This window comes from Flavobacterium caeni, assembly GCF_900101895.1.
Taxonomy (GTDB): domain Bacteria; phylum Bacteroidota; class Bacteroidia; order Flavobacteriales; family Flavobacteriaceae; genus Flavobacterium; species Flavobacterium caeni.
Genome location: NZ_FMVF01000014.1, coordinates 1 through 16,903, shown reverse-complemented (window position 1 = coordinate 16,903; position 16,903 = coordinate 1). Strand labels below are relative to the sequence as shown.

Below are 16,903 nucleotides of genomic sequence, written 5' to 3'. Positions count from 1 at the left end.
GCAATCGAAATTTACCGGAGTCGGGAGATTAAGCGATGTGCTTTTCAAACAATTTCTTGGCGTCCTTGGTAGACACCTTGCCCACACATTCGCTTTTGTGGATGCAAATCACGGGCGCTTGCTTGCACATGCCCTGGCATTTCATCTTTTCGATCGAAACATTTTTCTTGAGACCGGCTTCTTTGACAAGTTCTTTAAAGCATTGCTTGACCTCGTCGTTGTAACGGCAACATTTCTTGCCATCGCAGAGGTAGATGACTTTGTCCGATTTTTTGGCTTTTCCCATGGTGTGCTTACTCGCCGCAAAGGTATTTACTAATTCTTATTTGTTCTAAATAAGCGCGTTAAAATTTCGAAAAAGAAATCAACAATGCCGCGGGAGAGTTATTATATTTGGATCATGCGCAAAAAACACATTCTCCCGTTGCTGCTGCTGGTCCAGATCGTCGTGGTCCAGGTTCTTTCACTTTTTCCCGATTGGATCGAGCAATACTACAGCAACCGATTTTATTCAAATTTGTGCGTGGTTTCGCGCAAGTTGTTGGGATGGATTCCGTTTTCGGTGGGCGATGTCATGTACCTGGCCTTGATTGTCTTGGCTGTCCGATGGTTTTGGCGCAAACGCGGCACCTGGAAACAACAATGGCGCGATCACGTGCTGACCTTATTGGCCGTTTTCTCGGTGTTTTACTTTTGCTTCCACGTGCTTTGGGCGATGAATTACCACCGCGTGAAACTGTCCGACAAAATGCACATCGGACGCGAATACACCAACGCCGACCTGCTCCATTTCACCAAGCGGCTCATTGTCAAGACCAATGCGTTGCACCTGCAAATCGTGGCCAGCGATACGGCCAAAGTGGTTTTCCCTTACAGCCAGGAAAAAGTATTCGAAATGAACCTCGATGGCTACGACAACCTTGCCCAAATACATCCGTACTTCAAATATGAACAGCCCAGCAACAAAAAATCGCTGATCAGCCTGCCGCTGACCTACATGGGATTTGCGGGTTACCTCAATCCGTTCACCAACGAATCGCAGGTCAACGACAGGTTGCCTATGTTCAATTTCCCGACCACGGCCGCGCACGAAATGGCGCACCAGATTGGCTATGCGTCGGAAAGCGAAGCCAACTTCATCGGTTACATGGCCTCGACTAAAAACGACGATTTGTATATCCAGTATTCGGGATACACCTATGCGCTCAAATATTGCTTGCGCAGCTTGGCCATGCGCGACGAAAAAATGTTCGAACAACTCAAAACGACCGTCAACCCCGGCATAATCAAGAATTACGAAGAAGCCGAACGGTTCTGGGCAGGTTATGAAACCTTTGTCGAAACGGGGTTTAAAATTTTCTACGACAATTTCCTCAAATTCAACCGACAAAAGGACGGATTGGAAGGCTATTCTAAATTCGTCGACCTGCTGGTGAACTACTACAAACTCGAAAAAATTTAACGTCCAATCAATGGGTTGGCGCATTCAATCAATCGATTGGACAAGCCCTATGTTTTTTTCGTTGGTTTACACAAACTTAAAAACAAAACCGATGAAAAATTTATTCCTTCCCTTGCTCATCGTCACCACGCTTTTCGGCTGTTCGAGCGACGAAACTGAAACGACACCAATGACCGGCAACCCTACCGGCGAGTACTTTATGGAATTCAAAATTGACGGCCAGCACTACCGCATGGACGAAAACCTCCTGCAACTCACCATTACGACGGCGGCCAACGGCCAAGCCTCTGGAAGCTACTATCTCGCGCCCGGCATTTCGAACGCATCCGACGACAGCTTTATGTTGTTCACGATTTATGACGATGCGCCGATCACCCAAATGCATTACGACTTTGCGCCCTATACCGGCGCGCCGGGTACGGTTTTCAACCCCGGCACGTTCGCTTTCAACAGGTCCGATGGCCGTCAATATCAAATGGGTTCCACAACCACGGGCGCGGTAGATTTTACAAGGCTCGAAATACAACCCAACGGCGTACTGGAAGGTACCTTCCATTTTACAAACCTGCGTTTGATTGACGAAGACGGTGACCAGATTTCGACCGATCACCAGCTGACCGACGGACGGTTCAGGATTGCAGTACGGCAATAGCTGTTACACTTCGTCGCTCGTGAACGCATAAAAACTTTTGCGTTTGTACGGCCTGATGATGAGCCTGCCTTCGCGGTCAAAGCGGATGTAATTGTACGCCCAATTCGTAAATACGACGGCCTTGTTCTTGAAACCGATGAGCGAAATCAGGTGGACGAACATCCAGACAAACCATGCAAACACACCGTGAAAATGCCTTCTAGGCAAATCGACGACGGCCTTGTTGCGACCAATGGTGGCCATCGAACCCTTGTCGTTGTAGACAAACGGTTTCATGGGTAGGCCTTTGCTTCGGCTGATGAGATTTTGCGCGAGCAGCTTGCCTTGTTGCATGGCGGGCTGGGCCAGCATGGGATGGCCGAGCGGAAATGGTTCGGTGGCCATGAGCGCGATATCGCCGATGGCGAAAATGTTGTCGTAGCCCGCCACTTGGTTGAATGCATCGACGCGGTACCGCTCGGTTTTTTCGACAAATGATGCCGCCGGAATCCCATCGGGGGTATTGCCCATGACGCCCGCCGTCCAGATGACGGTGGCCGTTTCGAACGTGGTCGGTGAGTTGGTGGTGATGGTCTTGCCATCGTAGCCCGTCACGCGGATGTTTTTGCAGACCTTGACACCCAAATCGGTCAGGTAGCGTTCGGCCGCGGCCGACGATTGCTGGGTCATTGTGTTCAAAATCCTGTCGCCGCTTTGGATCAGGTTGATTTGCATGCGCGAAATGTCGAGATCGGGATAGTCTTTGTGCAGGATGGCGTTCTTCATTTCGGCCAACGCACCGGCCAATTCAACGCCCGTAGGCCCGCCGCCGACGAGACAAAAATTCATAAGGCTGTCGCGTTCTGCTGGGTCTTTGATGAGCAACGCCTGTTCGAAATTCTCTAGTATCAAACTCCTGATGTTGAGCGACTGCGGGATGGTTTTCATGGCCATCGCGTTGCGTTCTATTTCGGTATTTCCAAAGAAATTGGTCTTGGAACCTGTCGCGAGCACGAGGTATTCGTAGTCGAGTTCGCCGATGTCGGCGATGATTTTGTGGTTTTGCGGATCGAGTTGGGTAACCATGCCCAAACGAAAGTAAAAATCCCGATGGTTGTGCATGACCTTGCGGATCGGATAAGCGATCGAACCCGCTTCGAGCCCGCCAGTGGCCACCTGATACAGCAGCGGCTGGAACGTGTGGTAGTTGTGTTTGTCGATAAGCACCACCTGGAACGGCTTGTCTTTGAGCGCCCTGGCGAGCGCCAACCCGGCGAAACCGCCGCCTATTATAACGATTCGGGGATTTTTTGATTTTGGGATGTTCATGCAGAAGAGTGCTTTTCTTTTCCTAAAGTTAGGGATTTCTCGTCTTGTTGCAAATTAAATATGGGCGCTGATAAATCAGCGCTATTCGCTGCCGCGGACCTACTTTTGTCTGGCAACAAACCGAGCTAGCGAGGTTCAGCGAACACCAAAGCAAATATTATTTTGGTGAGCTAAAAGTAGCAAAAATGCCTGGCGCGCGGTCGTTCGGCGACCTGCTGGCTTTAGCTTCGCTCAGTTCGGCTAAAGCCTCGGGTCGCCGGCTAAAACAAATGAACTCGCTTCGCTCAAACACCATTTGTTTCTTAACGCCAGCTTCAAGCCGGGCGACCGCGCCTCCTGGCACCTTCGCTAAAACAGTCCACTGGACTGTTTCTTTACGCTCGGCCCTCCGCCTGCCACGACCAAAGCGCGCTGCCTCACGAAGAATGTCTATCGAAAATGGAAAGTTCATTTTTCCGCTTTGCGCGTTCGTCCAACGCGCTGGGAACCTTGTCTTAGCTAGAACGAATTTCCCCGCGAGGGACATTCTACGACGAACGTCGTAAGCGAAACGATTCGTCTCAACTTTGAACGAATGTTCCTCGTGCGGATTTTTGGCGCCGCGGGCAAGCCAAAAATAAAATAAAGACTTTCCTTGAGCGCCAGCGGCCATCAAATAACAGACGTAAAAAACAACGAAGGTTTGAGTGGCAGAACTGCGTAGAGCTGAATCGCTGCGATCAGCAAGCGACGAACGGTTAGCGGTTCGGAACGAAAACCGAGGTAGTTTTTGAGACTGGGATTTGTGAGCCTTGTCCCGACGCTTCGGGATTGTTTCTTTTGCATCAAGGCAAAAGAAAGCCTGCGGCAGCATAGCCCCGATTGCAGTGAAAATCCTTTTTGCAGCGCCACGCAGTGCGCTGCAAAAAGATTGCAACGGAAAGCGGGAAATAGCTCCCAATCAAATAAAAAACACTAATTTGTAACAAAATTTCACCCACCGACACTAATGCCCGCATGAGCCAAGACCTCGAACAAGCTTTTGTCAAGCAGTTGCGCGAAAACCAGAACATCATCCACAAGATTTGTAGGCTGTATACCAATGGTGAGGACGCGCACAAAGATTTGTTCCAGGAAATCACGATACAGTTGTGGAAAGCCTATCCGAAATTTCGCGGCGAGAGCAAGTTCTCGACGTGGGCTTATCGCGTGGCGCTCAATACGGCGATCACGCTGTATAGAAAGAGTACGCGCATGGTGCAGACTTCGTCGACAGATGTTTCGAATTATTTTATCCGTCAGGAAGATTACAATTACGAGGAAGAGGAACAAATAAAGCTCATGTACCAAGCCGTCCATCAACTCAACGACATCGAGAAGGCGCTGGTGTTCATGTACCTGGAAGACAAGGACTATGAAGAGATTTCGCAGACGTTGGGCATCACCGAGGTCAATGCGCGTGTGAAAATGAACCGAATCAAGACCAAATTGAAAAAAATACTAAATCCTTAACCTATGGAAGAGCTGGATTTACTGAAAAAGGACTGGAAAAAGAGCGAGCATTCGTTCCAGCAGGTTTCCGAGAGCGAGATCAACGCGATGACGCACAAGCGTTCGTCGTCTATCGTCAAGTGGATCTTGGTGGTGAGCATACTCGAATTTTTGGTTTGGGCTACGCTGAGCTATTGCACCAATTCGGACATTTACGACAACATGTCGCACCAAGGCATCGCAACGTTTTTTAAGGTTTACGACTATGTGAACTACGCCATCATTTTTACGTTCATCGTACTGTTTTACCGTAACTACAGGAAGATTTCGGTATCGGATTCGACCACGCACCTCATGCGCAGCATTTTGCGTACGCACCGCACGGTGAAATATTACATCTGGTACAATTTGACGATGATTGGTGTGGCCATCGCCATTGGCTTTGTAGTTGGCCTATTGTACAACCCAGACATGGCGGCGCTCAAGGAAAAAATCGCGCACAGCAACCAAATGATGTTTGTGATTGTCGCGCTGATTGCGCTGAGCATTGCGTTTTTTATTGCGGTGGTTTGGCTCATTTACCGCTTTGCGTACGGCAGGTTGCTCAAGAAATTGTACGCCAATTACATCGAACTCAAGCAAAACCAGCTTTAGTAGTTTTCCCAGGTACGCATTTGGTTCATCTTTTCCTGCTCTTCGATTTCTTCGACAGGGATCACCTTGAGGAATGACGGATGCTGTTCGATGGCGTATTCGACCTTCTCGACAATTTGTTCGATGGTGTCGTTTTCATAGTCGATTTCAAGCGGTTCCTTGATGATGAACGACTGCAGGATGCCTTTCTTTTTCATGCGCAAGCCTTTTTTGTCGAACGACCGGCGAAAGCCATCGATCACGATGGGTACGACCACGGGTTTGTGCTGCTTGATAATGTGCGCGGTGCCTTTTCGCACCGGCTTGAACGACCGCGTGGTGCCTTGCGGAAACGTGATGACCCAGCCGTCCCTGAGCGCGACCCCGATGTTCTCGGTATCGTTCGGGTTGAACTCGCGCTTGATGTCTTGTCCTTTGGCGCGCCAGGTACGCTCTACGGTGATGGCCCCCGCATAAGCGAGAATGCGCGGCAGCAAACCGGCCTGCATCGTTTCCTTGGCCGAGACATAATAGATGTTGAGCTTGGGCTTCCAGAGGTAACCGATGTTTCGGATGTGGTCTTCCCTACCTGCCAAGCTGGCGTTGAACACGTGGAACATGGCCACGACATCGGCAAAATAGGTTTGGTGGTTCGAAATGAACAATACGTTTTTGTCGGGCAGCGCGCGGATGATCTCGGAACCGTCTATTTGCAGCTCATTGAAGCCGTGGTACCGACGGTGCGTAATGGCGCCAAAAATGCGGATCAGCCATCGTTTGACAAAAAGTATATGTCCGAAAGGATTTCGTTTGAATAACCCCATGATTCTTTAAAGCAAACGGCAAACATACGAAAACTTCGGGTTATAACACCGATTTTAAAACTTCTTTAAGCTCGCTCATCATCATGGCCGTCGCGCCCCAAACGCGATGCTGGTTGAACTTAAAAACCGGCACGCCAATAGAGGCCGAGTACGACGTGGCCATCTGCATCATTTCGACGTTATCGTCGTCGAGAAAGTGCTCCAGCGGCATTTCGATCATGCCGGCCACTTCGCTCGGATCGGGATTAAAAATCAGTTCTTGCGTTGCGTATCCGAAAAAAGGATAGACCAAGAAATTGCTGGGCGGGATGTACACTTGCGAAAACTGACGCACAACGGTAATCTGGCTGGCGGTAATCCCGATTTCTTCTTCGGTTTCGCGCAGTGCAGTTTCCTTAATCGAAGCATCTTCCTGCTCTATTTTCCCGCCCGGAAAAGCGATTTGCGACGAATGCACACCCGGATAGGCATTGCGGATGATCAGCACCAAGTGGGTTTTTTCGTTGCGCGGATAGAACAACATCATCACCGCAGCCTGTTTCGGATTCTTGGCCTTGAGATCCAGGTTTTGCATGATGGCGCGGCGTTCGGGCGGCGACATCATGGCGTGCGCCTCTTCGCCGGGCAGCCATGCGTTTTCGATTTTTGGAATTAGCGTCAGAAAATCTGAAAAATTCATACGGTTGCGTATTTTTGCAGTACTAATATAGCCGAAAAACGACGAGCAAAAAGGGAGGTTTGAATAATTTTAACCCAAGCACGTCCGAATTTTGACTTTTGACTTTCGACCCATGTACTCCAAACAGGAAAACCAACGACTCAAACAGGAATTCTGGATTGCCTTTGCCGAGGCCTATCCGCGCAAATGGCTGTTGTACGATACCAAGATCAAGGATTTTTCGTTCAAGTTCTGGGCCGATAACAAAAAAGCGCAGGTGCTCCTGGACATCGAGATGCGCAACGACGAATTGCGTTATGCTTATTTCGAGAAAATCGAAGCGCTTAAAACGATACTCGAAGAAGATCATATCCAGGACCTTGTGTTCTATCGCGATTTTACGTTGGAAAGCGGCAAAACCATTAGCCGTATATGGATCGAGAAAGAAAATGTGACGCTTGGCAACCGCGCTACATGGCCTGAAATATTCGACTTCTTTGCCGATAAAATGCAAAAACTCGAAATGTTCTATTTCGAGTTTGAAGATTATATCAAGGCAATCGATTGATTATTCAGGCAGGAACCACACGTTTTTGGTTACCGTAGGCGTCATGAAATCGGGCAAGACCAGCTCATCCTTTTGTTGGAATTTGGTCGAAACCTTGAGCACCTTGGTTTTTGGTGTTTTAGCTTCGCTCCGTTCGCCTGCGGCTCGGGTCTTTTTTGCCTTGGCCGCTTCGGCATCGGACACGATCAGTTGATGGCTGCCTTTGAGTATTTTCTCGGAAATGGTGTACCAAATCGTAGGCCCGGGAACAACTTCTTTTCCATAAACGGTAACCGAGGCAAGCGCAACGAGCAACAGGGACAACTTTTTCATAATCGGGTAATTTTAATGTGATTGATTGATGATTTTGATAAGTCAAATATAATTATTTTACGTTGATTTTGCGCAAATTAACTTTTTGTTGTGAACTATTCGCCCCGGACGGCCGGTCGCCCTCGAACTGACCTCGCGCTAGGATTTCCTGCGTTTCTTTGACTACACCGGCCGGCCATGCGCTAAAAACAGGTATGACAAGGATATAAAAAGTGCCCGCCTGTTAAATTTGTCATTTTTTTTTATTACGTTTGGACTTGTTAAAAGTAACAACCTGAACCATCCCGAACCGGTCAAAACATAAAAACGGATCTCGGATGCTAGGGAAAATACTTTTGAAAAACAGGAAAACCCCTAATCTTTATTCGAACAAGCCTGCTAGCTTTGGTACTTGCTTTCTCATGATCGGCAACCGGGATTCGACTCATTTTAAAACCCTGATATGAAAAAAACAATTACCCTTTTTCTGGCGGCGTCTGCATTTCTCGCAAACGCGCAAGACGGCACTTTGGACGGCTCCTTTGGAAACAACGGGGTCATGGAACATTCCGTTTTTGCGGAATTCGTCGACATGAAAGTCGACTACTACAACAAGGCGGTGGCCTTGGGGAAAAACGAGAACGGCATTCCGATCCTGGTGCGCTTCAATGCCGACGGCTCGCTCGACACGACTTTTGACGAAGACGGGATCAAGGAGATCGATTTCGGGAACGACGATGAAACGCCGGCATCATTCTGCATTTTCGACAATGGCGGGCCTTCATTGTACGGTTACCTGGTGGCATCCTCCAAAACCGGCGCAATAGCCCGGATATTGAACGACGGATCGTTTGCCGCCGGTTTTGGGAACAACGGGATCTATACCTACCATGACTTTCCCGCCTTTCGCCTTGCCTATGTAAACTACGATTGGGCAAACTACAAGATCATCGTATGCCGCAGCGATGGCGGCTATTTCGACAGCGCCGGCGGAAAAATATACAGGATGAACACGAACGGTACGCCCGACACGTCTTTTAACGGCGGTAACCCCGTTAATTTCTATTTCAACGCCGGCAATACCATAATCCCAAGTTCGATCCAGTCTGATGATGACGGCAATATTTATGTTTCCGGATACTATCCTTCAAACTACCAAACCGCTGTGGCGAAGTTCTCCACAGGCGGCGTTCGCGACTGGTCGTTTTCCCCTTCTTCCGCAAGCAGCACCCTCCCCGGATATCTGTTCGACGCGATGAACAATACTTCCTATTCCTACGGTTCGTCATGGTCCGGCGCTTCCGAGCAAATGACCGTCAGGAAGCACAACATTGCAGGCAATAGCGATTCCGGTTTTGGGACCGGCGGCACGGCCCTTATCGAAATCCCGGATGCCTATTACGGCAATGTATTGAGCCTGACTCCGCATGATTACGGAAACGGCGTCAAGATCATCGCCGCGGGAAGGACCAGGGAACAATCGTCGTCGGCGATGGCCAACATCACCGTTGCCCGGCTCAACGCGGACGGAAGCGTGGACACTACATTCGGCACTTCGGGAATCACATCGGTACCCACAGGCTTGTCGTCCTACACGCTGGCGGTGGCGTCGGCGGTAGATTATGAGAACGGCAAGCTCTATATCATGGGGCAGACCGGAGCGGCCTCGGCAGGAAGACATGAGGGATCGCTCGCCGTAGGCGCGGTAACGCTGTCACGGCTGAACCTCGAATCGATATTATCGGTTAAGGAGGAGGCCGTCAAAAAGCCGGCGGCCTACCCGAACCCCGCCCATGGAACGCTTTATTTTTCCGAGCCTCTAAACGGGATCACGATCTATGACGCTACCGGAAGAGTGATAAAATCTTATGCGGGAACCAACGGCCACGTCGATATTGCCGGTTTATCGAAAGGGAATTATATCGTAAAAGGCGAAACGGAAGCGGGAGAACGGTTCAATGTGAAGTTCGTTAAATTGTAAGAATAAAAATTATGAGAACCGAAAAACTCTTGGTCGTATTTGTCTTTTTAGGCGTAATGTATTCTTGCAGCAGTGATGAAAATAACAGCAACGGCGACAATACAAATCAAAATCCTGGTTTTGAATATTTTGCAAGCTCAAGCAACTACTTTTGGAAAGATTTTGTGACTTTGTGCAACGCCGAAGAACTATATGATACCGGATTACCTGTAACAGATTTATACGGTTTTGCAGTATCCGGAAATGATATTTATCAAGGCGCCGAAGCTCGATTTAGAACAGTATATTCAGGTAATGATCATTATTTGAATTTTGGCGGATGCGTGTTGAAAAATAATACTATTTTGTATAGCGATACCGGGGAGGGAACAGCTGTAAGATATGTTGCCGTAAAAGGAAGTGATGTATATTATCTTTCAATGCACATGTCTGAAGTAACAGGGCAACCGGTAGCCCCAAAGCTTTGGAAGAACGGAGTAATGCAATATGAATTAATTGGCCCCTATAATGGCAATTGGAGTACAGCAAACCCATGGACTTTTGACTTGTGTGTCGTTGGAACAGATGTTTATGTAGGAGGCTGGCAAAGTAACGGGGGAAGTTCTTTTACAACCCAATGCGGTTATTGGAAAAATGGAAATTTCATACAGGTCACCTATGGTCAGGACCCCGCCGTTTTTGCCAAATCAAAACTAAAAGTTACAGAAAATGGCGATGTTTATTTCATGACAGGCTTCAGTGTAGGAGGTTTGCGCTATCAATCAAAGATTTTCAAAAATGGAGTAGAATTTCCAATAACATACGAAGGAGTCAGGTCTGTCTTTTTTGATTTTGATATTTCAGGGACAGATTTATATATAGTGGGGACAGATATAGATGAAAGCAATAATTCAACAAAAACCATTTGGAAAAACGGAACGCCAATTTATTTTTCTTTCCCTGAAAATAATTACGAAGAAATGACGAAGATTTCTATTTCAGATAACCGAGTTTTTACAGGCTCATATAGTAGTTACAATATGACAATTTGGGAATTAAACCCGGCCGCGGGTTCACTCGCAAAAGTTGGTTCAAAAAGTGAACCTTATGGCGTTGGTTTAACACAACTGTACGTTAGAAAAAAATAGTTATCGTAAGTCCGGATATAGGCAATTTGCCGGCAGGCGAGTACATTTTAAAGGCCAAGGCCGGCTCTGGAAAAGAAAATACGATAAAGTTCATTAAAAAATAACAACAATGAAAACAAAATTACTTTCCCTGCTCATCGCTTTATGCGGAACGCTTGGCTACGCCCAGCTTGAACCTGTTACCGACGGGAGTTTCGGGACTTTCACGCCTTTGTTTCAGTATCAGGGGAATTTATATGTAGTGCAACCAAATGCAAGTGGCAACCATCAATACTACAAAATCAACATTGCTACTGATGTTATAACGCAATTGTCATTTACCGAAAATGCATTGCCTTATGGATTTAGCGGTGTAAATCCGCAGTTTTACGGAAATGCCGTGTATTCTTTGGCAGGTGGTCAGCGCATTGCAAAACTGAACACACAGACCAATGTTGTGGATATAATCGACACAGATTATTTACCTCTTGCTATTCAGTTGTGCAACGATAGACTTTACTTTGGCAACGGCGGCAACGATAATTATTCAAGTGGTTGGATAGACCTGTCTGACAACACTATAATACCTCAATCTTATCCGATGGCTTTTGACGTAGCCAATTCCTATGCGTATAGTGGCGGGCTGTTTATGAGCGTCAGAATGCCAGGCGATGATATTATTGGTTATGATAATTATGAAACGGTGTGGGCGTTTTATAACCTTAATGATGCACCGTTCCCAATTGTGCCTGTTTTACCGGAGAACGAAGCAGGTCAATGGCAAATACCGAGTGGCATTTCCCCGAAAGGTAAGCCGTTGTTTGTAAATAACCGTTTGCTCTATGCCGGCGGTAGCGGTATATTTTCGTTTAGTGTAAATGACGTGTTAGAACGAAATTTCAATGTATGGGAAACGCCCGCTTCGCTTGGATATTTCACTCATGATTATCTATTATTACACGACGGTGTAATTTTTTCTGCCCTTCACCTGGATACTGAAACACAAACTTACTCATCTAAATGGTATAAAACTAACGGCATAGACAATGCTACAGAAATAATAAACTTTATCCCAGAAAGTGAGGGACAATATTTTTTGAATTATGGTTTGGGTAACGGCAACGGTTTTCAAACGTATTCTGAATGGAATAACTTTAGCCTTTATGGTACTTGGAATTCATTTGTAAAAATTGGAAATTCAACTTATTTTTTAACCAATGACACAGGATGTGGAGGGAATTGTACTGCAAAAATATACAAAATTACTTCCATCAATTCTACTCCTGAATTGATTCATAGTTTTACTGGCACAAATACCGGTGGTCCTGATTATGTTGGTGGATTAGCTCAATTCGCCACCGAATGGCAAGGAAATTTGATTTTCTATAATCGTCAAGAAAACGTAATTTACACCTACAACGGCTCGGAACTTTACATCGATCCGCAGCTAAATAACTTCAATGCCGGCGGCAGGAGCATACAGGAAAATAACGTGGAAGTCACCGGTATTTTCAAGACAGACAATGACTATTTGCTTGTCAACACGGCCCAAGACGGCTTGTTCAAGATAGAGAATAATTTGTCTGTCGCAGAGCAAAAGGAAAAGCCGTCCAAAGTGGAACTTTACCCGAATCCCGTATCGGAAACCCTGTATTTTTCCGAATCATTGACAGATATTGAGGTGTTTGACATGACAGGGAGATTGCAATCGGCCTCAAAAAAGCACATTACCGAGCTAAATGTCGGCAATTTGCCGGCAGGCGAGTACATTTTAAAGGCCAAGGCCGGCTCTGGAAAAGAAAATACGATAAAGTTCATTAAAAAATAACAACAATGAAAACAAAATTATTATCTATTCTTTTCGCTTTATGCGGAATAACGGGCAACGCCCAACTTGACCCGATAACAGACGGGAATTTAGACGCGGGTTCTATTGTCCCGAAATTTCAGTATCAGGGAAATTTGTACGCACTTGCATCTTCCGGCGGACAATATGGATTTTACAAGATTAATCCCACCACGAATGATGTTACGCAAATTCAACTAAGCGGTGAATTAGGTTCGTTCAATTATTCTGTTTGGCAGTTGATTACATATTGTGGCACAGATTGCTATATGCGTTCAGGCGGTTTGTCGCCGAATTACTACAACAATGAAGTTTATCTTAACAATTTTGCAGTAGATTACGACAACTTAAAACTTGACACTCAAAACAATACGCTTACAATAGACGGTTTGGGGCGTGGTTACGGACACGTTTTCTCACACAGATTATTTTATTCAAGTCTTTATCGGTTCAAGGATTTTACAACAGGCGACGTATCGTGGAACGACCAGCCGTCAAATTGGTTCAGCGGGCAACTTGCCTATAACGTAAATGATGAAATGATACTTCCGATTGATTGGGTAGATTCCCAAACAGGCAATACTTACAAGCGTTTGACGAAAGTGAATACTGATTTCGGGACAAATTTTGGCGTAGTTGATGATATAGATTTGACTTCTGCCGAAATTCAAATCATTGATTCATTCAGTTATTTGAAGAAACCGATTTTTGTAAACAACAAACTACTTTATATTGCCGGCTATCAAGAAGCCAATCCAAACCGAATAATTTCTGTTGATGTAAGCAATTTCGATTATAACAACCTGAATTTACTTAGTTTCGACAGTACAACGCATCAAGGTTTTGATTATATTGTTTTGAACGACGGTGTTATTTTTCTGCACAGAATGTACAACAGCGAAACGGGATACAGCCACAAATGGTATAAAACAGACGGCATTAATACTGCGGTTGAAATCAACAATATGCCCGACGCCAATACCAATGCGCAAGATTTTTACCTAAACTATTGGTTCAAAACCTATTCAGACACCAATGGTTTTATATCGCCTGCTTACGGAAATGCTTCCGGCGGTGTCGGCAACGCATTTGTAACAATCGGAAACACAACCTATTTCAGCACCATAGACCGAGAAGCAATAGAATGTAAATTATGGAAAATGAGTTCAATTAATTCTGCACCGGAACTAATCCATACTTATAACGCTTCCTATTTGGATACAAGAGCAAGCATTATTTTTGCTGCAGAATGGCAGGGAAATTTGATTTTCCTAAACATAGAAGACGGATTAATTTACCGATACGACGGCACAGAACTAATTGCCGACCCGCAGCTAAATAATTTAAATTGCGAAGGTTGCAGAATGGCAGACCAGCCGCAATATTCCATCAGCGGTATTTTGCCAACCGAAACAAATATTTTTATTTTTACAAACTTGGGTGTATTTAGCATACAAGAATCGTTATCTACTACAGAGACCGAACTTATCCAATTACAGGTTTATCCCAATCCTGCCAATGAAACCCTCTTTTTTTCTAAAGAATTAAAAAACATTACAATCTACGACCTTATGGGAAGAACTATAAAATCCTTTACCGGAACACACGAAAAAATTGAGATTTCTGATTTATCAGCAGGGAATTATATTTTAAAAGCAGAAGCAGAGAAAGGGGGAAAATTTATTGAAAAATTTGTTAAACATTAAAAAACAACACCGATGAAAACAAAATTACTTTCCCTGCTCATCGCTTTATGCGGAACGCTTGGCTATGCCCAGCTTGAACCTGTTACCGACGAAAGTTTCGGGACTTTCACGCCTTTGTTTCAGTATCAGGGGAATTTGTTTGTAAGGCAAAATATTGATGACCTTGAAACACAAGGCTATGACTATCAGTATTACAAAATCAATATTGCGACAAATGCTGTAACGCAAATGAGTGTCACCGACAGCGCGAAACCATATTTTGAAAATGGATATTGGGCACCTGTAATCAATAATGGCCCATTAAATCCTGCTTTCAATCCACAATTTTATGGCAATACGGTTTACTTTTCAATCTTTGTGGGCAACCAAATCATTGTAAAAATCAACACACAAGCCAATGTGATAGATATATTCGACCCAGGTGAGATACAAAGTTTGGGTGGTGTTCAATTAGTAAATGACAGACTTTATTTTGGCAACGGCGGTAATGATAATTATGCATACAATGGCTGGATAGACTTATCTGACAATGCGATCTACTATCAACCTTATCCGATGGCTTTTGACGTAGCCAATTCCTATGCGTATAGTGGCGGGCTGTTTATGAGCGTCAGAATGCCGGGCGATGATATTATTGGTTATGATAATTATGAAACGGTGTGGGCGTTTTATAACCTTAATGATGCACCGTTTCCAATTGTACCTGTTTTACCTGAAGATGAGTATGGTGCTTTTATCCTACCACAAGGATTTTATCCGAAAGGAAAACCAATTGTAATCAACAACCGTTTAGTTTATAACTCCGGCTATGGCGGAAAAATAATTTCGTTTAATGCAGATGACGTATTAGACAGAAATTTCAACATTTTGAATTTGTCTGATTACTCTTTACAAGATTACATCGTATTAAATGACGGCGCAATTTTTTACACCTATCACTATGATGTCGAAACAGCTACGTACTCTTATAAATGGTACAAAACCAACGGTATAAACACCGCAGTAGAAATAAATTATATGCCTACAATTTCTCAATGGGGCTTTTTGGCTTATTTTCAAACTTATTCCAACTGGAATAGCTTTCAACCTGCAAGTACAGGAAATTCATTTGTACAAGTAGGTAATACAACCTATTTTTCTACTGTAGATAACCAAACAGGAATGGGGGGCAATTATACTGCAAAAGTTTATAAAATGACTTCAATAAATTCCACACCGGAGCTCATTTATACTTCATCAGAAGTAGGTAATTATGACGTAAAATTCGCCACCGAATGGCAAGGCAACCTTGTTTTCTACAGTGAGGTCGAAAACGCGATTTACACCTACAACGGTACGGAACTTTACATCGATCCGCAGCTAAATAACTTCAATGCCGGCGGCAGGAGCATACAGGAAAATAACGTGGAAGTCACCGGTATTTTCAAGACAGACAATGACTATTTGCTTGTCAACACGGCCCAAGACGGCTTGTTCAAGATAGAGAATAATTTGTCTGTCGCAGAGCAAAAGGAAAAGCCGTCCAAAGTGGAACTTTACCCGAATCCCGTATCGGAAACCCTGTATTTTTCCGAACCGTTGACAGACATTGAGGTGTTTGACATGACAGGAAGACTGCAATCGACCTCAAAAAAGCACATTGCCGGGCTAAATGTCGGTAATTTGCCGGCAGGCGAGTACATTTTAAAGGCCAAGACCGGCTCGGGAAAAGAAAATACGATAAAGTTCATTAAAAAATAAAGGAACCGCACACAGCGGCCATTTAACGACAATACCTTTATTTTTGGGCTTGGACGTTTGGTCTTCACGTAAAGAATGTTATCTCCGGCAGAGGCAAGGTTTCAAGTTCGAAGTTCGACCCTTACCATGCCAACCTAAAGGGTTAACCCCAAAACAAAAAACTGCGGCCCGAGCGCAGCGTCTGCCAAAAACAAGAACCCCCCCATCGGAAGATGGAGGGTTTCACTAAAGAAAGGCGGCGGCACGAGCGCGAAGCGCGACTGCACTGCCTTCAAAAACAAGAAACCCCGTCTTTTCAGACAGGGTTTTCAAAAGAAAGGCGGCGACATACTCTCCCACAGGATTGCAGTACCATCTGCGCAGGCGGGCTTAACTTCTCTGTTCGGGATGGGAAGAGGTGAGCCCCGCCGCAATAACCACCTTAGGTTTTAAGTCGTAAAGCCTTAAGGTCTTAAAGTCGCAAGGCCGGTTGCCTTTATGACGTTTATGACTTTTGTCCTTTATGACTCCGCGCGAGCGGTAATATTGTTGACACACTGGGATAAAGAAAAAACATCTGGAAAGATTGCTCCGGGCCTTGCGGCCCGGAAGCGCGTACATAAGCTTACGGGTTATTAGTACTACTCGGCTATGACATTACTGCCTTTACACCTGTAGC

General features: G+C 45.4%; 16 protein-coding genes and 1 rRNA gene. 10 read left to right on the top strand and 7 right to left on the bottom strand.

What is annotated here, in order from left to right:
* Positions 1–28: 28 nt before the first annotated feature.
* On the bottom strand, positions 29–286 hold the full coding sequence (locus BLP55_RS12995; RefSeq protein WP_091145074.1) for a (2Fe-2S) ferredoxin domain-containing protein: 258 nt from the start codon (positions 284–286) through the stop codon (positions 29–31).
* Between the two features lie 114 nt (positions 287–400).
* Here BLP55_RS12995 and BLP55_RS12990 point away from each other — a divergent pair, with 114 nt between their 5' ends.
* Both BLP55_RS12990 and BLP55_RS12985 read left to right on the top strand, forming a co-directional pair.
* Entirely contained in the window at positions 401–1,462 is a 1,062-nt protein-coding gene (locus tag BLP55_RS12990; protein WP_091145071.1) for a DUF3810 domain-containing protein, read from the top strand.
* A gap of 91 nt (positions 1,463–1,553) precedes the next feature.
* Positions 1,554–2,114 carry a hypothetical protein gene (locus BLP55_RS12985; RefSeq protein ID WP_091145069.1) on the top strand — a complete coding sequence of 187 codons (561 nt, stop codon included), beginning with the start codon at positions 1,554–1,556 and terminating at the stop codon, positions 2,112–2,114.
* A gap of 3 nt (positions 2,115–2,117) precedes the next feature.
* On the opposite strand, the gene BLP55_RS12980 is transcribed toward BLP55_RS12985, so the two are convergent.
* Both BLP55_RS12980 and BLP55_RS12975 read right to left on the bottom strand, forming a co-directional pair.
* A complete protein-coding gene (locus tag BLP55_RS12980; protein ID WP_091145065.1) occupies positions 2,118–3,422 on the bottom strand; it encodes an NAD(P)/FAD-dependent oxidoreductase in 1,305 nt (434 codons plus the stop codon).
* Positions 3,423–3,579: 157 nt separating this feature from the next.
* Positions 3,580–4,362, bottom strand: coding sequence for a hypothetical protein (locus BLP55_RS12975; RefSeq protein ID WP_139149671.1), 783 nt, complete (start codon positions 4,360–4,362; stop codon positions 3,580–3,582).
* Between the two features lie 56 nt (positions 4,363–4,418).
* Between BLP55_RS12975 and BLP55_RS12970 the strand changes: the two genes are divergently transcribed.
* Both BLP55_RS12970 and BLP55_RS12965 read left to right on the top strand, forming a co-directional pair.
* Positions 4,419–4,913: an RNA polymerase sigma factor gene (locus BLP55_RS12970; protein WP_091145059.1), complete on the top strand. Its 495-nt coding sequence runs from the start codon at positions 4,419–4,421 to the stop codon at positions 4,911–4,913.
* A 3-nt stretch (positions 4,914–4,916) separates the two neighbouring features.
* Positions 4,917–5,546: a hypothetical protein gene (locus BLP55_RS12965; RefSeq protein ID WP_091145055.1), complete on the top strand. Its 630-nt coding sequence runs from the start codon at positions 4,917–4,919 to the stop codon at positions 5,544–5,546.
* Here BLP55_RS12965 and BLP55_RS12960 read toward each other — a convergent pair.
* Entirely contained in the window at positions 5,543–6,349 is an 807-nt protein-coding gene (locus tag BLP55_RS12960; protein WP_091145049.1) for a lysophospholipid acyltransferase family protein, read from the bottom strand. The genes BLP55_RS12965 and BLP55_RS12960 overlap by 4 nt on opposite strands.
* A gap of 40 nt (positions 6,350–6,389) precedes the next feature.
* The gene (locus BLP55_RS12955) at positions 6,390–7,028 is read right to left on the bottom strand and encodes an NUDIX hydrolase (protein ID WP_091145045.1); all 639 of its coding nucleotides are present in this window, start codon (positions 7,026–7,028) and stop codon (positions 6,390–6,392) included.
* Positions 7,029–7,140: 112 nt separating this feature from the next.
* Between BLP55_RS12955 and BLP55_RS12950 the strand changes: the two genes are divergently transcribed.
* Complete coding sequence (locus BLP55_RS12950; RefSeq protein ID WP_091145042.1) at positions 7,141–7,575, top strand: DUF4268 domain-containing protein; 435 nt, start codon at positions 7,141–7,143, stop codon at positions 7,573–7,575.
* Here the strand turns inward: BLP55_RS12950 and BLP55_RS12945 are convergent, their stop codons facing one another.
* On the bottom strand, positions 7,576–7,887 hold the full coding sequence (locus tag BLP55_RS12945) for a hypothetical protein (protein ID WP_091145038.1): 312 nt from the start codon (positions 7,885–7,887) through the stop codon (positions 7,576–7,578).
* Between the two features lie 442 nt (positions 7,888–8,329).
* Between BLP55_RS12945 and BLP55_RS12940 the strand changes: the two genes are divergently transcribed.
* The 5 genes from BLP55_RS12940 (at position 8,330) to BLP55_RS12920 (ending at position 16,245) form a co-directional block, all read left to right on the top strand.
* Positions 8,330–9,847, top strand: a complete 1,518-nt coding sequence (locus BLP55_RS12940; RefSeq protein WP_091145033.1) for a T9SS type A sorting domain-containing protein — start codon at positions 8,330–8,332, stop codon at positions 9,845–9,847.
* A gap of 11 nt (positions 9,848–9,858) precedes the next feature.
* The gene (locus BLP55_RS12935; protein ID WP_091145029.1) at positions 9,859–10,974 is read left to right on the top strand and encodes a hypothetical protein; all 1,116 of its coding nucleotides are present in this window, start codon (positions 9,859–9,861) and stop codon (positions 10,972–10,974) included.
* 109 nt (positions 10,975–11,083) lie between these two features.
* Positions 11,084–12,781: a T9SS type A sorting domain-containing protein gene (locus BLP55_RS12930; protein WP_091145025.1), complete on the top strand. Its 1,698-nt coding sequence runs from the start codon at positions 11,084–11,086 to the stop codon at positions 12,779–12,781.
* Positions 12,782–12,786: 5 nt separating this feature from the next.
* Positions 12,787–14,505, top strand: a complete 1,719-nt coding sequence (locus BLP55_RS12925) for a T9SS type A sorting domain-containing protein (protein WP_091145021.1) — start codon at positions 12,787–12,789, stop codon at positions 14,503–14,505.
* A gap of 12 nt (positions 14,506–14,517) precedes the next feature.
* On the top strand, positions 14,518–16,245 hold the full coding sequence (locus BLP55_RS12920; RefSeq protein WP_091145017.1) for a T9SS type A sorting domain-containing protein: 1,728 nt from the start codon (positions 14,518–14,520) through the stop codon (positions 16,243–16,245).
* A gap of 314 nt (positions 16,246–16,559) precedes the next feature.
* Here BLP55_RS12920 and rrf read toward each other — a convergent pair.
* A 5S ribosomal RNA gene (gene rrf, locus BLP55_RS12915) occupies positions 16,560–16,669 on the bottom strand.
* Between the last annotated feature and the right edge of the window lie 234 nt (positions 16,670–16,903).

Coding starts and splice junctions, on each gene's coding strand:
- BLP55_RS12995 (WP_091145074.1), bottom strand. CDS start 286: ATGGGAAAAGCCAAAAAATCGGACAAAGTCATCTACCTCTGCGATGGC.
- BLP55_RS12990 (WP_091145071.1), top strand. CDS start 401: ATGCGCAAAAAACACATTCTCCCGTTGCTGCTGCTGGTCCAGATCGTC.
- BLP55_RS12985 (WP_091145069.1), top strand. CDS start 1,554: ATGAAAAATTTATTCCTTCCCTTGCTCATCGTCACCACGCTTTTCGGC.
- BLP55_RS12980 (WP_091145065.1), bottom strand. CDS start 3,422: ATGAACATCCCAAAATCAAAAAATCCCCGAATCGTTATAATAGGCGGC.
- BLP55_RS12970 (WP_091145059.1), top strand. CDS start 4,419: ATGAGCCAAGACCTCGAACAAGCTTTTGTCAAGCAGTTGCGCGAAAAC.
- BLP55_RS12965 (WP_091145055.1), top strand. CDS start 4,917: ATGGAAGAGCTGGATTTACTGAAAAAGGACTGGAAAAAGAGCGAGCAT.
- BLP55_RS12960 (WP_091145049.1), bottom strand. CDS start 6,349: ATGGGGTTATTCAAACGAAATCCTTTCGGACATATACTTTTTGTCAAA.
- BLP55_RS12955 (WP_091145045.1), bottom strand. CDS start 7,028: ATGAATTTTTCAGATTTTCTGACGCTAATTCCAAAAATCGAAAACGCA.
- BLP55_RS12950 (WP_091145042.1), top strand. CDS start 7,141: ATGTACTCCAAACAGGAAAACCAACGACTCAAACAGGAATTCTGGATT.
- BLP55_RS12945 (WP_091145038.1), bottom strand. CDS start 7,887: ATGAAAAAGTTGTCCCTGTTGCTCGTTGCGCTTGCCTCGGTTACCGTT.
- BLP55_RS12940 (WP_091145033.1), top strand. CDS start 8,330: ATGAAAAAAACAATTACCCTTTTTCTGGCGGCGTCTGCATTTCTCGCA.
- BLP55_RS12935 (WP_091145029.1), top strand. CDS start 9,859: ATGAGAACCGAAAAACTCTTGGTCGTATTTGTCTTTTTAGGCGTAATG.
- BLP55_RS12930 (WP_091145025.1), top strand. CDS start 11,084: ATGAAAACAAAATTACTTTCCCTGCTCATCGCTTTATGCGGAACGCTT.
- BLP55_RS12925 (WP_091145021.1), top strand. CDS start 12,787: ATGAAAACAAAATTATTATCTATTCTTTTCGCTTTATGCGGAATAACG.
- BLP55_RS12920 (WP_091145017.1), top strand. CDS start 14,518: ATGAAAACAAAATTACTTTCCCTGCTCATCGCTTTATGCGGAACGCTT.